Here is a 12,706-nt window from a genome sequence, read left to right as displayed (position 1 = left end):
TTCCAGATCTCTTTGAACGTTACAAAAGCAAAAACGGACCCACCGCCCCTGTTCGGGGCGGCAGGTTTTGTCCGGGTTGACTGAAAGATACCCTATTCGGGCAAGGCCTTGCAGGTCTCGGGGGTCTGAAGGACTACAGGGTCGCGTGCAGCGCCTGCAGCCTGTTGACCTCGAGCTCGTTCAGATGTTCCATCGCCACCGCCGCGGCCAGCGCGCCGGCGATCGTGGTGAAGTAGCAGACCTTGTGCTGGATCGCGGCGCCGCGGATGGAACGCGATTCCTCGATCGAGATCTTGCCTTCGGTGGTGTTGGCGATGAACTGGATCCCGCCGTTCTTGATCATGTCCACGCAGTGCGGACGGCCTTCCTTGACCTTGTTGACGCCGTCGCAGCCGATGCCGGCCTTCTGGATCAGCGCCGCCGTGCCGTGGGTAGCCACGACCTTGAAGCCGTGCCCGGTCAGGATGCGCGCCAGTTCCACCGCCTTCTTCTTGTCGCGGTCGCGCACCGAGATGAAGGCCGTGCCCTTGGACGGCACCACCTGCCCGGCCGCCAGCAGCGACTTGTTGAAGGCCTCGCCGAAGGAGGCGCCCACGCCCATGACTTCGCCGGTCGAGCGCATCTCGGGGCCCAGCAGCGGGTCCACCGACGGGAACTTGTTGAACGGGAACACCGATTCCTTGACCGAGTAGTACTTCGGAATCAGCTCCTCGGTGATGCCCTGCGACTTCAGCGACTGGCCCGCCATGCAGCGCGCGGCGATCTTGGCCAGCGGCCGGCCGGTGGCCTTGGACACGAAGGGGCTGGTGCGCGAGGCACGCGGGTTCACTTCCAGCAGGTAGACCTTGCCGTCCTGCACCGCGAACTGCGCGTTCATCAGGCCGACGACGTTGAGCGCCTTGGCCAGCTTGAACATCTGGCTGCGGATCTCGTCGACGATCTTCTTCGGCAGCGAATACGGCGGCAGCGAGCAGGCGGAGTCGCCGGAGTGCACGCCCGCTTCCTCGACGTGCTCCATGACACCGCCGATCACCACGTCCTTGCCGTCGGCCAGGGCGTCCACGTCGACCTCGATGGCGTCGTTGAGGAAGCGGTCCAGCAGCACCGGCGAATCGTTGGAGACCTGCACGGCCTCGGTCATGTAGCGCTTGAGGTCGGAATCGTCATGCACGATTTCCATGGCGCGGCCGCCCAGCACGTAGGACGGACGCACGACCAGCGGGTAGCCGACCTTGTGGGCCACGGCCAGCGCCTGCTTCTCGGAGGTGGCCACGCCATTGGGCGGCTGCAGCAGCTTGAGCTTCTCGACCAGCTTCTGGAAACGCTCGCGGTCCTCGGCCAGGTCGATCGCGTCCGGCGTGGTGCCGATGATCGGCGCGCCGGCGGCTTCGAGCTGGCGCGCCAGCTTCAGCGGCGTCTGGCCGCCGAACTGCACGATCACACCCTTGGGCTTTTCGAGATCGATGATTTCCATCACGTCTTCGAAGGTGAGCGGTTCGAAGTACAGGCGGTCGGAGGTGTCGAAGTCGGTCGACACGGTCTCCGGGTTGCAGTTGATCATGATCGTCTCATAGCCATCCTCGCGGAGGGCCAGCGACGCATGCACGCAGCAGTAGTCGAACTCGATGCCCTGGCCGATGCGGTTGGGACCGCCGCCGAGCACGATGATCTTCTCGCGCGAGGAAGTCTGCGCCTCGCACTCCTCGTCGTAGCTGGAGTACAGGTAGGCGGTGGACGAGGGGAACTCGGCCGCGCAGGTGTCGACGCGCTTGTACACCGGGCGCACGCCGAGCTTGTGGCGGCGCTTGCGCACCGAGTCTTCCTTGACGCCGATCAGCCTGGCGATGCGGCGATCGGAAAAGCCCAGGCGCTTGTAGCGGCGCAGGTCGGCCTCTTCGATGGTGCTGATCTTGTGCTCGGCGATCTCGCCTTCCGCCTGGATCAGCTCTTCGATCTGGTCGAGGAACCAGGGATCGATCTTGGACAGCTTGAACACGTCCTCGACGCTCATGCCGGCGCGGAAGGCGTCGCCGACGAACCACAGGCGCTTGGCGCGCGGCGTGGCCAGCTCGTCGCGGATGCGGCTGAGGCTCGCAGCCTCGTAGTCGGCCACCTGCGGCTCGAAGCCGTCGCTGCCCACTTCCAGGCCGCGCATCGCCTTCTGCAGCGATTCCTGGAAGTTGCGGCCGATGGCCATCACCTCGCCCACCGACTTCATCTGCGTGGTGAGACGCGAATCGGCCTGCGGGAACTTCTCGAAGGTGAAGCGCGGAATCTTGGTGACGACGTAGTCGATGCTCGGCTCGAACGAGGCCGGCGTCATGCCGCCGGTGATCTCGTTGCGCAGTTCGTCCAGCGTGTAGCCCACCGCCAGCTTGGCGGCGATCTTGGCGATCGGGAAACCCGTGGCCTTGGAGGCCAGCGCCGAGGAGCGCGACACGCGCGGATTCATCTCGATCACGATCATGCGCCCGTCCTTCGGGTTGATCGCGAACTGCACATTCGAGCCGCCGGTCTCGACGCCGATCTTGCGCAGCACCGCCAGCGAGGCGTTGCGCATGATCTGGTATTCCTTGTCGGTGAGCGTCTGCGCCGGCGCGACGGTGATCGAGTCGCCGGTGTGCACGCCCATCGGATCGAAGTTCTCGATCGAGCAGACGATGATGCAGTTGTCCTTGCGGTCGCGGACCACCTCCATCTCGTACTCTTTCCAGCCGAGCAGCGATTCCTCGATCAGCACCTCGGTGGTCGGCGACAGGTCGAGGCCGCGGGTGACGATGTCCTCGAACTCTTCCTGGTTGTAGGCGATGCCGCCGCCGGTGCCGCCGAGCGTGAAGCTCGGGCGGATGATCACCGGGTAGCCGACGTCCAGCTGGATCTTCTTGGCTTCTTCCCAGCTGTGGGCCACGCCCGAGCGCGCCGATCCCAGGCCGATCTCGGTCATCGCGTCGCGGAACTTCTGGCGGTCTTCGGCCAGATCGATCGCGGTCGGCGAGGCGCCGATCATCTGCACGCCGAACTTTTCCAGCACGCCGTGCTTGGCCAGGTCCAGGGCGCAGTTCAGCGCGGTCTGGCCGCCCATCGTCGGCAGCACCGCGTCCGGGCGCTCCTTCTCGATGATGCGGGCAACGGTCTCCCAGAGGATCGGCTCGATGTAGGTGGCATCGGCCATCTCCGGGTCGGTCATGATCGTGGCCGGATTGGAGTTGACCAGGATGACCTTGTAACCCTCCTGCCGCAGCGCCTTGCAGGCCTGGGCGCCGGAGTAGTCGAACTCGCAGGCCTGGCCGATCACGATGGGACCGGCGCCGATGATCAGGATGCTCTTGATGTCTGTGCGTTTTGGCATGGCTTCGGGCTGGTGCGGGCTCAGGCGGCCATCATCTGGATGAAACGGTCGAACAGCATGCCGACGTCGTGCGGGCCGGGGCTGGCTTCCGGGTGACCCTGGAAGCTGAAGGCCGGCGCGTCGGTCAGCCGGATGCCCTGCAGCGAGCCGTCGAACAGCGAACGGTGCGTGGGAACGACATTGGCCGGCAGCGTCGCCTCGTCCACCGCGAAGCCGTGGTTCTGGCTGGTGATCATCACCTGTCCGGTCTCCAAGTCCTGCACCGGGTGGTTGGCGCCGTGGTGGCCGAACTTCATCTTCAGCGTCTTGGCGCCGGCGGCCAGGCCCAGGATCTGGTGACCCAGGCAGATGCCGAACAGCGGCAACTTCTTCGCGATGAACTCGCGCGAGGCGGCGATGGCGTAGTCGCAGGGCTCCGGGTCGCCGGGGCCGTTGGACAGCATCACGCCGTCGGGCTTGAGCTTGAGCACCTCGGCGGCCTTGGTCTGCGCCGGTACCACGGTGATGCGGCAGCCGCGGTCCACCAGCATGCGCAGGATGTTGCGCTTGATGCCGTAGTCGTAGACCACGACATGGAACTTCGCCTTGCCCAGCGTGGTTTCGCGGTTGGTCGCCAGCTCCCAGGAGCCGGTGGTCCACTCGTAGGACTTGGGCACCGAGACCACCTTGGCCAGGTCCATGCCCTTCAGGCCCGGGAATTCGCGGGCCAGCTTCAGCGCGGTCTTCTCGGAAATCTTGCGGCCGGCCAGGATGCAGCCGTTCTGGGCGCCCTTGTCGCGCAGCAGGCGGGTCAGGCGGCGGGTGTCGAGCCCGGCGATGGCCACGACCTTCTGGGCCTTCAGGTATTCGCTGAAGTCCTGGGTCGAGCGGAAGTTGCTGTGGCGGCGGGGCACTTCGCGCAGCACCAGGCCGGCGAGCTGCACCTTGCCGGATTCGGCGTCTTCGTCGTTGGTGCCGACGTTGCCGATGTGGGGGTAAGTGAGGGTGACGATCTGCTCGCGATATGACGGATCGGTCAGGATTTCCTGATATCCCGTCATTGCGGTATTGAAAACCACTTCGCCAACGGTCTGACCGTCAACGCCGATGGAGATACCGTGAAAAACAGATCCGTCGGCGAGTGCGAGCAAAGCCGGTTTGGAAGGGGTCATAGAGCTGGCCTAATCCTTGGGACGGACACTAAAACGGGGGCTTTTGGCCCCCGTCGTGGATTAGGCGCGAATTCTAGTGTGTGCAGTGCACAACGTCCATGGCTTTTCGCGCTTTTCAGTGAAATATTTTTGAAATTAACGCAGCCCCGCGGCTTCAGAACCCGAAACCCATCTGGCCCTTGTCCGGCGGTGGCGGCGGCGGTGGACGGAAAAGCGCCGTATCGAGCTTCAGCCGCCGCCCCCGGCCCAGGCCCAGACGGGCCGCGGCGATCTTGAAGCGCTGGGCGATGACCTGGGCGTACTCCCCCTGCCCGGTCATGCGCACGCCGAAGCGCGGGTCGTTGTCCTTGCCCCCGCGCATCTGCTGCACCAGGCTCATGACGTGCTCGGCACGCTGCGGGTAATGCACCTGCAGCCACTCGCGGAACAGGTCCTTCACCTCGTGCGGCAGCCTGAGCATGATGTAGGAGGCCTCGCGGGCCCCGGCCTCGTGGGACGCCTGCAGGATCTGCTCGATCTCGGCGTCGTTGACGAAGGGGATCACCGGCGCCACCAGCACCATCGCCGGGATGCCGGCATCGGCCAGTTGCCGGACCATGCGCAGCCGCGCCTGCGGCCCGGCGGTGCGGGGCTCCAGGGCACGCTTCAGCTCCGGCTCCAGGCTGGTGATGGAGATGGCAACCTCGACAAGGTTGTCCCTGGCCATCTCCGCCAGCAGCGGGATGTCGCGCTCCAGCAGGGCGGCGCCCTTGGTAACGATGGTCAGGGGGTGGCGGCAGCGCTGCAGCACCTCCAGGATCGCCCGCGTCACCTGGTATTCCCGCTCCACCGGCTGGTAGGGGTCGGTATTGGAGCCCAGGGCGATCGGCGAGCAGCGGTAGCCGGGCTTGCGCAACTCGGCCTCCAGCAGCTTTGCGGCGTCGGGCTTGTAGAACAGCCGGGTCTCGAAATCCAGGCCCGGCGACAGGTTCATGTAGGCATGCGCCGGCCTGGCGTAGCAGTAGATGCAGCCGTGCTCGCAGCCGCGGTAGGGGTTGATCGACTGCTCGAAGCCGATGTCCGGCGACTGGTTGCGCGTGATGACGGTCTTGGAGGCCTCGGCCGTGACCGTGGTATCCGGCCGCGGGCGGTCGGGTTCGTCGAGCAGCCAGCCATCGTCGAAATCCTCGCGCGAGCGGGTCTCGAAGCGGCCCTCCGGGTTGGAGGCCGCCCCGCGCGTCTTGATCGCTTCGGGAATGGGGGCTGACATGGCCCGCGCATTATCCCATGCGCGGGCCGGCAGGGTTCCGTCAGGCGGCGCGGAACGGCAGGACTTTTCCGCTCTTCTGCGCGGCCGCATCCAGCATGATGCCCGCGATCAGCGCATAGGCCGCGACCCAGGCATCGCGCACCTCCTGGCTGAACTCGTCGCCGAGGCCCTGCTGCAGGGCCCAGAGCAAGGCATCGCCAACGGTGTCGTAGTGCTCCGGCCGGGCACCGTATCCGGCATGCCGCTGGCCCAGGGCCTGGATCGAGGCGATCAGGCCCGCACGGTCCTGCAGGCCGCGCACGGCCCAGGCCAGGGCATCCATCAGCTGCTGCCCATGGCGGACAAGATCCTCCCGGAACAGCGGGCGCAGCGCGGGATCGAGCATGAAGAGACGGCGGTAGAACAACTCGGCGGCCTGAGCCGAGTAGGGAGCGATTCGCTCGAAACTGACTTGGACGTTCTTGATCTGTCGGGGCGTCATGGGGTCACGGACGGTCTTCCGCGGCAGCAGGAAAGCGGCCACTGGGGTACCCCCCGTATCGGCCGCCGCCGGTCGGACTTTATGGGCGGCCGACCAGCGGAGCGACGAGCGGTAACAGGCCCTACTTAGGCCAGCACGTCCCGCATCGAGTACAGACCTGCCGGCTGGCCGGCGACCCAGGTCGCGGCGTGCACGGCGCCCTTGGCGAAGATGCTGCGCGAGCTGGCCTTGTGGCTGATCTCGACCCGCTCGCCCTCGCCCAGGAACATCACCGTGTGGTCACCGACCACGTCACCACCGCGCACGGTGGAGAAGCCGATGGCCTGGCGCTCGCGCGCGCCGGTGTGGCCGTAGCGCTCGTAGACCGCGCAGTCCTTGAGCTCGCGGCCGGCGCCGCGGGCCGCGGCCTCGCCCATCATCAGGGCCGTGCCGCTGGGCGCGTCGACCTTGTGGCGGTGATGCGCCTCCACCACCTCGATGTCGAAGTCTTCCGCCAGCACGCGCGCGGCGTCCTCCAGCAGCTTCAGGCAGAGATTGACGCCGATGCTGAAGTTGCCGGCCTTGAGGATCGGGATGCGCCTGGCCGCTTCCTCCACCGCCGCCTGCTGGTCTGCGGTGAAGCCGGTGGTGCCGATGACCATGGCCTTGCCGTGCTCGACGCAGAACGGCAGCAGCGCCACGGTGGCTTCCGGGCGGGTGAAGTCGATCAGCACGTCGAAGTCGGCGGCGGCCTGCTCCGGCTGGGTCAGGATCTTCACGCCGGCGGCGGCAAGGCCGGCCAGCTGGGCGGCGTCCTGACCGACTTCGGGGCAACCCTCGCGCTCCAGCGCGGCACCCAGGCGGGCTCGCGGCGAGGCGTCGGCGGCCTGGATCACGGCGCGGCCCATGCGGCCACTGGCACCGAGGACGGCAATGCGAACGGGGGACTGGGTCATGGCATAAAACGGCTTGTAAAAGCGGGCCGGGATTCTAGCGCTTTGCGCGTTCGGCCTGCTTGGCCTCCTGCCAGTAGCGCTCCATCTCGTCCAGGCGCCGCGGGTCGCCCGGCGGCGGCAGCTGCGCCAGGTGCTTGCACACGTGGCCGAAGCGCCGCTCGAACTTGGCATTGGCCCGTGCCAGGGCGCGCTCGGCATCCACGCCCAGGTGGCGCGCCAGGTTCACCGCCATGAACAGCAGGTCGCCCAGCTCGTCCTCGCGGCGGTCCTGGCTTTCGCCGGCGGCCTGCTGCAGCTCGCCGACCTCTTCGGCCAGCTTGTCCCAGAGTTCATCCAGGTGGCGCCAGTCGAACTCCAGTTCGGCGGCTTCCCGCTGCAGGCGCAGGGCCTCTGCCAAGGGTCTGATCATACGGCGGCTACCTTGTTGGCGAAGTTCCACAGCATGCCGGCGGTGGCGCCCCAGATGCGGTGCCGGCCCCAGTTGACCTCGAAGAAGGGCACGTTGAGCCCCTCGTTCGACAACAGCTTGCGCTCGAAATTCTTCAGGTCCAGCACGTAGTCCAGCGGCACCTCGAAGATTTCCGCGACCTCATCCTCGCAGGGGTGGATCGGCGGTTCGCCGCTGACGATGCCCACCACCGGGGTCACCAGGTAGCGGGTCATGGTCGGATAGTCGTCGAGGTAGCCGATGACCTCGACGCTGGCCGGCGGCAGCGCCACTTCCTCTTCGGCCTCGCGCAGGGCGTTGGCGGCACTGCTGGCGTCGCCCTCGTCGCGGCGCCCGCCGGGGAAGCTGATCTGGCCCTTGTGCGAGCGCAGGTGGTCGGCGCGCACGGTGAACATCAGGGTCAGCCCGCCGGGACGGCGGATCACCGGCGCCAGCACCGCGGCCGGACGCAGCGACTTCATCAGCGCCGGCGTCAGCAGCAGCTTGTCCATGTTCAGCGGCAGTTCCAGCCGCGCCATCGGCCGCGGCGGCTGCTCGGAAGTATCCGCCAGCGCGCGGCGCAGGCGTGCCTCCCAGTCGGTCATCGTCATTACCGGAATCCGAATTTTTCTGCCCGGAAGTGTACCCCCTTCCCCTACAATCGCGGGATGAACACCCAGAACCTCGAGACGATCGCGGCGGCCTTCCTGAGCTATATCCCGCACATGCGCGAGTGCGGCCTGAGCCTGGTCCGGGGGTCGCCGGAAGGCGTGGAGCTGCGCATGCCCTTCCGCGAGGAATGGGTCGGCGACCCGATCCGGGGCGTACTGCACACCGGCGCCATCACCGTGCTGGTGGACAGCAGCTGCGGCCTGGCCGTGCTCGCCGCGACCCCCACGCCGGAGACCATCGCGACGCTGGACCTGCGCATGGACTACCTGCGCCCCGCGATGCGCGACAAGGACCTGTACTGCCGCGCCGAGTGCTTCCGCCTGACCTCGCACATCGCCTTCGTGCGCGCCAGCGTCTGGCAGGACGACCGCGAACAGCCGGTGGCGATCAGCCAGTCGGCCTTCATGCGTTCTTCCGCCGGCAAGCCCTGGAACCCGGAGCCGAGGTCATGACAGTGATGGACCCCTTCGCCGAAGCCCGCAGCCTGGCCCGCGAAAACGGCGACTTTTCGCAACTGGTCGCCGCCGTGCCTTATGCAAAATACCTCGGCGTGCAACTGTCGCTGCACGAGGGCCGGCCGCGCGCCACGCTGCCTTTCCGGGAGCAGCTGGTGGGCAATCCGCGCCTGCCGGCGATCCATGGCGGCATCACCGCGGCCTTCATGGAGAACGCGGCGATGCTGCACCTGCTGTACCAGCTCGACACGGCGCGGGTGCCCAAGAGCGTCGATTTCTCGATCGACTACCTGCTGCCGGCACGCACCGAGGAGCTGTACGCCGACTGCGAGATCGGCCGCATGGGCAGCCGCGTGGCGCAGGCGACGATCCGCTGCTGGCAGAAGAGCCAGGAGCGTCCGATCGCCATGGCCAGGGCCCATTTCCTGCTGATGACGACGGAGTGAGGACTTTCCGCGAACTGGACGAGCGCGCAGGCCTGCCCAAGGGCAGCGCCTTCCGCGCCTTCAAGCGCCTGGAGCCCGGCCTGCACCAGGGCCGCGACTACTGCCTGCTGCGGGCCGGCAGCGGCGACGAGGCGAAGATCGAGGCGCTGCGCGGGGAGAACCGGGTTTACCGCAACAGCATCAACATCGTCCTGGTGGACGATGCCCTGGCCGAAAGACTCCTGAAACACTTGTCCGGCACCCTGGAACAGGGCCAGTAAGGCTCCTTTCCAGCACCTCGCGATCTGCATTGCCAGCACGGCGCGCCGGGTTTACGATCCGGGGCCTCAACTACTACCACGAATCTGGAGAAAACCATGTCCGCCGCCGACTTCCTCAAGAAGCTGCCGTCCGCGTTCAACCCCGACGAAGCCTCGGGCACCAACTGCACGATCAACTTCGCCTGCTCCAAGCCGGTCAATGTCGTGATCAACAACGGCACCTGCGTCGTCAATGACGGCACCGCCGGCAACGCCGACCTGACCATCACGATGGAAGACGACGATCTGATCGCGCTGATGAAGGGCGAGCTCAACGGCATGACCGCGTTCATGACCGGCAAGCTGCAGGTCGACGGCGACCTGATGCTGGCCCAGCGCATGGCCAGCTTCTTCGATGCTTCCAAGCTCTGATCCCGCGATCACGGCTGAACAGACCCTGGGCAGCGATGCCCGGGGTTTTTCGTTTGCGCTGCAGGAAAACCAGGGGCGGCTGGAACTGCGCGCCCTGCACCGTCCCGACTACGGCGCGATCTGGGTCGACTGGGGCAGCGCCGAGCTGCGCCGCCGCATCGCCGGCGGGCGCAAGCAGCTGCTGGCGCGCGCGGTGGGGCTGGCGCGCAAGCCGGACCTGGAACTGCTCGACGCCACCGGCGGCCTGGGCCGCGACGCCTTCACCCTGGCGGCCCTGGGCGCGCGGGTAACGCTGCTGGAGCGCCAGCCGCAGATCGCCGCCCTGCTGGCCGATGCGCACCGCCGCGCACTGGCCGACCCGGACCTGGCAGCAGTGGCGGCACGCATCGAACTGCGCAGCGCCGAGGCTGCGGACGTGCTGCGGGACGGGCGCTGGGACAGCATCTACCTGGACCCGATGTACCCGCACAGCGGCAAGACCGCCCTGCCGCAGAAGGAGATGCAGATCTTCCGCGACCTGGCCGGCACCGATGCCGATGCCGACGGCCTGCTGGAACCGGCGCTGGCGGCCGCCCGCCTGCGGGTGGTGGTGAAGCGGCCACTGAAGGCGCCCTGGCTGGCCTCCCGCAAACCGGGGCTGGACTTCCGCGGCACGCAGGCTAGATTCGACGTATACCTCACGGGGAGCGCAACGTGATCGACCATGTCGGCATCGAGGTCAGCGATTACTGGGAAGCCAAGAACTTCTACACCGCGGTGCTCGGCGCCCTGGGTTACGAAGTCGTGATCGAGTACGAAGGGCACGTCGGCTTTGGCCAGGGTGGCAAGCCGGACTTCTGGATCCACCAGGGCAAACCCACCGTCGGCGTGCACCTGGCGTTCCGCGCGCGCAGCCACAAGGAAGTCGACCGCTTCTACCAGATCGCACTGCAGGGCGGCGCCCGCGACAACGGTCCGCCGGGCCTGCGCACGCACTATCATCCCTATTACTACGGCGCCTTCGTGCTGGACGCCGACGGCCGCAACATCGAAGCGGTTTGCCACGAGAAAACCTGATGCGCCTGCTGAGTCTGGTACGACACGCCAAGTCCTCCTGGGACTATGAAGAACTGAGCGACTTCGAGCGCCCCCTGAACGAGCGCGGGCGCCGTGACGCGCCGCAGATGGCGCAGCGCGCCTACCGCCTGCTGGGCCGTCCGGATCGCCTGGTTTCCAGCCCGGCGCTGCGCGCGATCACCACCGCGCACGTCTTCGCCGAGGCCTTCGGCCTGGGCATGGACGAAATCCAGCTGCAGCCGAAGATCTACGAGGCCAGCCCCGGCACCCTGCTGCAGCTGCTGCGCCAGCTCGACGACGCCGATGGTCACGTCATGCTGTTCGGCCACAACCCCGGCTTCAGCCAGCTGGCCGGCCTGCTGGCACCCTGCCCCTTCGACGAGATGCCGACCTGCGCCGTGGTGCAGCTGGCGCTCGACATCGACCACTGGCGCGACGCGGCGCCGGGCCAGGGCAAGCTGCGCCACTACCTGTATCCCAAAGACGGCGACTAGGTTCCAGATGCCGCAAAGGTGGGCTTCAGCCCACGCGCGCGCCGCACGGTCATCCGCGTAGGGTAAAGCCCAACTGACTGCGATCGGGGATCGGGGTGACAGCTCCTAGACCACCTGCAGCTTGGCCTTGTAGCGCTGCGCGTTCTGCACGTAGTGCTGCGCCTGCAGCTTCAGGAACGCCGCCTCCTGGGGGCCCAGCTCGCGCACCACTTTGGCCGGCGAACCGACGATCAGGCTGTTGTCCGGGAAGCTCTTGCCTTCGGGGATCAGGGAGTTGGCACCGACGATGCTGTTGCGCCCGATCTTCACGCGGTTGAGGATCACCGAGCCGATGCCGATCAGCGTGTTGTCGCCGATGTCGCAACCGTGCAGCATCACCAGGTGGCCGATGGTGCAGTCGCGGCCGATGGTCAGGCGGATGCCGGGGTCGGTGTGCAGCACCGAGCCGTCCTGGACGTTGCTGTTCTCGCCGACCACGATCTCGTCGCAATCGCCGCGCAGCACGGCGTTGAACCAGACGCTGGCGTTATGCTCCAGCGTCACCGCGCCGATCAGGGTGGCATTGGGTGCAACCCAGCAATCCCCCTTAAACTGGGGTGCTCGTCCATCGAGGGCGTAGATCATGCGCATTGTCCATAAACGGGTCAGTGATTCCCGCAGTCTGGCGGCGGGCCTGCTGCTGCTGCAAGCGCTGGCCCTGCTGCTGGCCGCCTGCGGCACCAAGACCGCGAAGCTGCCGGCCGTGGCGCCCGACGGCGTGGTGCTGGCCTTCGGCGACAGCCTCACCTACGGAACCGGTGCCGGGCCGCAACAGAGCTACCCGGCGGTGCTGGGCGGCCTGATCGGACGCAAGGTGGTCAACGCCGGGGTCCCCGGGGAAACCACCGCCGAGGGGCGCGAGCGCCTGCCCGGCGTGCTGGATGAGGCCAAGCCTGCGCTGGTGATCCTGTGCCTGGGCGGCAACGACATGCTGCGCCAGCTGGACCGCCCCCAGATGCGCGCCAACCTCAGCGCGATGATCCAGGAGGTCCGCGGACGCGGGATTTCGCTGATGCTGCTGGGCGTGCCGGAGCCCAAGCTGCTGTCCCTGCAGGCCGAGCCCGGCTATGCCGCGCTGGCGCAGGAATACCAGCTGCCGATCGAGAATGAGGTGATCGCCGAGGTGCTGGGCAAACGCAGCCTGAAATCGGACCAGATTCACCCCAATGCCGAGGGTTACCGGGAGATGGCAGCGGCTATCGCGGAGTTGCTGAAGAAGGCCGGCGCGATCTAGGCACGGCCACAGGGGCCGGAAAGAATCAGTCCGCAAATGAACGCCAA

Annotated in this window: 16 protein-coding genes; 8 read left to right on the top strand and 8 right to left on the bottom strand. The window is 67.0% G+C overall.

Features of this window, described 5'->3' with window-relative positions:
- Window positions 1–133 precede the first annotated feature (133 nt).
- From carB to D0B54_RS11030, 7 genes are all read right to left on the bottom strand, one after another.
- A complete protein-coding gene (carB, locus tag D0B54_RS11060; protein ID WP_117291385.1) occupies window positions 134–3,349 on the bottom strand; it encodes a carbamoyl-phosphate synthase large subunit in 3,216 nt (1,071 codons plus the stop codon).
- 20 nt (window positions 3,350–3,369) lie between these two features.
- Window positions 3,370–4,500 (bottom strand): glutamine-hydrolyzing carbamoyl-phosphate synthase small subunit, encoded by a 1,131-nt coding sequence (gene carA / locus D0B54_RS11055; RefSeq protein ID WP_117291384.1) that lies wholly within the window; start codon window positions 4,498–4,500, stop codon window positions 3,370–3,372.
- Between the two features lie 154 nt (window positions 4,501–4,654).
- The gene (locus tag D0B54_RS11050; RefSeq protein ID WP_117291383.1) at window positions 4,655–5,749 is read right to left on the bottom strand and encodes a PA0069 family radical SAM protein; all 1,095 of its coding nucleotides are present in this window, start codon (window positions 5,747–5,749) and stop codon (window positions 4,655–4,657) included.
- A 40-nt stretch (window positions 5,750–5,789) separates the two neighbouring features.
- Window positions 5,790–6,230 carry a globin family protein gene (locus tag D0B54_RS11045; protein ID WP_117291382.1) on the bottom strand — a complete coding sequence of 147 codons (441 nt, stop codon included), beginning with the start codon at window positions 6,228–6,230 and terminating at the stop codon, window positions 5,790–5,792.
- Window positions 6,231–6,355: 125 nt separating this feature from the next.
- A complete protein-coding gene (gene dapB, locus D0B54_RS11040; protein WP_117291381.1) occupies window positions 6,356–7,165 on the bottom strand; it encodes a 4-hydroxy-tetrahydrodipicolinate reductase in 810 nt (269 codons plus the stop codon).
- A 34-nt stretch (window positions 7,166–7,199) separates the two neighbouring features.
- Window positions 7,200–7,574: a MazG nucleotide pyrophosphohydrolase domain-containing protein gene (locus D0B54_RS11035; protein ID WP_117291380.1), complete on the bottom strand. Its 375-nt coding sequence runs from the start codon at window positions 7,572–7,574 to the stop codon at window positions 7,200–7,202.
- Window positions 7,571–8,203 carry a CoA pyrophosphatase gene (locus D0B54_RS11030; RefSeq protein ID WP_117291379.1) on the bottom strand — a complete coding sequence of 211 codons (633 nt, stop codon included), beginning with the start codon at window positions 8,201–8,203 and terminating at the stop codon, window positions 7,571–7,573. The genes D0B54_RS11035 and D0B54_RS11030 overlap by 4 nt, the downstream gene beginning before the upstream one ends.
- A gap of 57 nt (window positions 8,204–8,260) precedes the next feature.
- Here D0B54_RS11030 and D0B54_RS11025 point away from each other — a divergent pair, with 57 nt between their 5' ends.
- From D0B54_RS11025 to D0B54_RS10995, 7 genes are all read left to right on the top strand, one after another.
- Complete coding sequence (locus D0B54_RS11025; protein ID WP_117291378.1) at window positions 8,261–8,716, top strand: PaaI family thioesterase; 456 nt, start codon at window positions 8,261–8,263, stop codon at window positions 8,714–8,716.
- The gene (locus D0B54_RS11020; protein WP_240433599.1) at window positions 8,713–9,165 is read left to right on the top strand and encodes a PaaI family thioesterase; all 453 of its coding nucleotides are present in this window, start codon (window positions 8,713–8,715) and stop codon (window positions 9,163–9,165) included. Before D0B54_RS11025 ends, D0B54_RS11020 begins: the two co-directional genes overlap by 4 nt.
- A complete protein-coding gene (locus tag D0B54_RS11015; protein ID WP_117291376.1) occupies window positions 9,162–9,425 on the top strand; it encodes a hypothetical protein in 264 nt (87 codons plus the stop codon). The genes D0B54_RS11020 and D0B54_RS11015 overlap by 4 nt, the downstream gene beginning before the upstream one ends.
- A gap of 96 nt (window positions 9,426–9,521) precedes the next feature.
- Window positions 9,522–9,836 (top strand): SCP2 sterol-binding domain-containing protein, encoded by a 315-nt coding sequence (locus D0B54_RS11010; protein WP_117291375.1) that lies wholly within the window; start codon window positions 9,522–9,524, stop codon window positions 9,834–9,836.
- Window positions 9,820–10,533 carry a class I SAM-dependent methyltransferase gene (locus D0B54_RS11005; RefSeq protein ID WP_117291374.1) on the top strand — a complete coding sequence of 238 codons (714 nt, stop codon included), beginning with the start codon at window positions 9,820–9,822 and terminating at the stop codon, window positions 10,531–10,533. Before D0B54_RS11010 ends, D0B54_RS11005 begins: the two co-directional genes overlap by 17 nt.
- Window positions 10,530–10,892: a VOC family protein gene (locus D0B54_RS11000; protein ID WP_117291373.1), complete on the top strand. Its 363-nt coding sequence runs from the start codon at window positions 10,530–10,532 to the stop codon at window positions 10,890–10,892. The genes D0B54_RS11005 and D0B54_RS11000 overlap by 4 nt, the downstream gene beginning before the upstream one ends.
- Window positions 10,892–11,386 (top strand): SixA phosphatase family protein, encoded by a 495-nt coding sequence (locus D0B54_RS10995; protein WP_117291372.1) that lies wholly within the window; start codon window positions 10,892–10,894, stop codon window positions 11,384–11,386. The genes D0B54_RS11000 and D0B54_RS10995 overlap by 1 nt, the downstream gene beginning before the upstream one ends.
- Window positions 11,387–11,491: 105 nt before the next feature.
- Here the strand turns inward: D0B54_RS10995 and D0B54_RS10990 are convergent, their stop codons facing one another.
- Window positions 11,492–12,010: a gamma carbonic anhydrase family protein gene (locus D0B54_RS10990; RefSeq protein WP_117291371.1), complete on the bottom strand. Its 519-nt coding sequence runs from the start codon at window positions 12,008–12,010 to the stop codon at window positions 11,492–11,494.
- Here D0B54_RS10990 and D0B54_RS10985 point away from each other — a divergent pair.
- Window positions 12,009–12,659, top strand: a complete 651-nt coding sequence (locus tag D0B54_RS10985; protein ID WP_117291370.1) for an arylesterase — start codon at window positions 12,009–12,011, stop codon at window positions 12,657–12,659. The two genes, D0B54_RS10990 and D0B54_RS10985, sit on opposite strands and share 2 nt — an antisense overlap.
- Window positions 12,660–12,706: the final 47 nt, after the last annotated feature.

Origin of the sequence: Solimonas sp. K1W22B-7, from assembly GCF_003428335.1 — a bacterium.
Lineage (GTDB): Bacteria > Pseudomonadota > Gammaproteobacteria > Nevskiales > Nevskiaceae > Solimonas_A.
The sequence above is the reverse complement of the archived record's forward strand: the minus strand, read 5'-3'. Positions and strand labels throughout refer to the sequence as shown.

Coding starts and splice junctions, on each gene's coding strand:
- D0B54_RS11030 (WP_117291379.1), bottom strand. CDS start 8,203: ATGACGATGACCGACTGGGAGGCACGCCTGCGCCGCGCGCTGGCGGAT.
- D0B54_RS11005 (WP_117291374.1), top strand. CDS start 9,820: ATGCTTCCAAGCTCTGATCCCGCGATCACGGCTGAACAGACCCTGGGC.
- dapB (WP_117291381.1), bottom strand. CDS start 7,165: ATGACCCAGTCCCCCGTTCGCATTGCCGTCCTCGGTGCCAGTGGCCGC.
- D0B54_RS11020 (WP_240433599.1), top strand. CDS start 8,713: ATGACAGTGATGGACCCCTTCGCCGAAGCCCGCAGCCTGGCCCGCGAA.
- carB (WP_117291385.1), bottom strand. CDS start 3,349: ATGCCAAAACGCACAGACATCAAGAGCATCCTGATCATCGGCGCCGGT.
- D0B54_RS10995 (WP_117291372.1), top strand. CDS start 10,892: ATGCGCCTGCTGAGTCTGGTACGACACGCCAAGTCCTCCTGGGACTAT.
- D0B54_RS10990 (WP_117291371.1), bottom strand. CDS start 12,010: ATGATCTACGCCCTCGATGGACGAGCACCCCAGTTTAAGGGGGATTGC.
- D0B54_RS10985 (WP_117291370.1), top strand. CDS start 12,009: ATGCGCATTGTCCATAAACGGGTCAGTGATTCCCGCAGTCTGGCGGCG.
- D0B54_RS11010 (WP_117291375.1), top strand. CDS start 9,522: ATGTCCGCCGCCGACTTCCTCAAGAAGCTGCCGTCCGCGTTCAACCCC.
- D0B54_RS11050 (WP_117291383.1), bottom strand. CDS start 5,749: ATGTCAGCCCCCATTCCCGAAGCGATCAAGACGCGCGGGGCGGCCTCC.
- D0B54_RS11025 (WP_117291378.1), top strand. CDS start 8,261: ATGAACACCCAGAACCTCGAGACGATCGCGGCGGCCTTCCTGAGCTAT.
- D0B54_RS11045 (WP_117291382.1), bottom strand. CDS start 6,230: ATGACGCCCCGACAGATCAAGAACGTCCAAGTCAGTTTCGAGCGAATC.
- carA (WP_117291384.1), bottom strand. CDS start 4,500: ATGACCCCTTCCAAACCGGCTTTGCTCGCACTCGCCGACGGATCTGTT.
- D0B54_RS11035 (WP_117291380.1), bottom strand. CDS start 7,574: ATGATCAGACCCTTGGCAGAGGCCCTGCGCCTGCAGCGGGAAGCCGCC.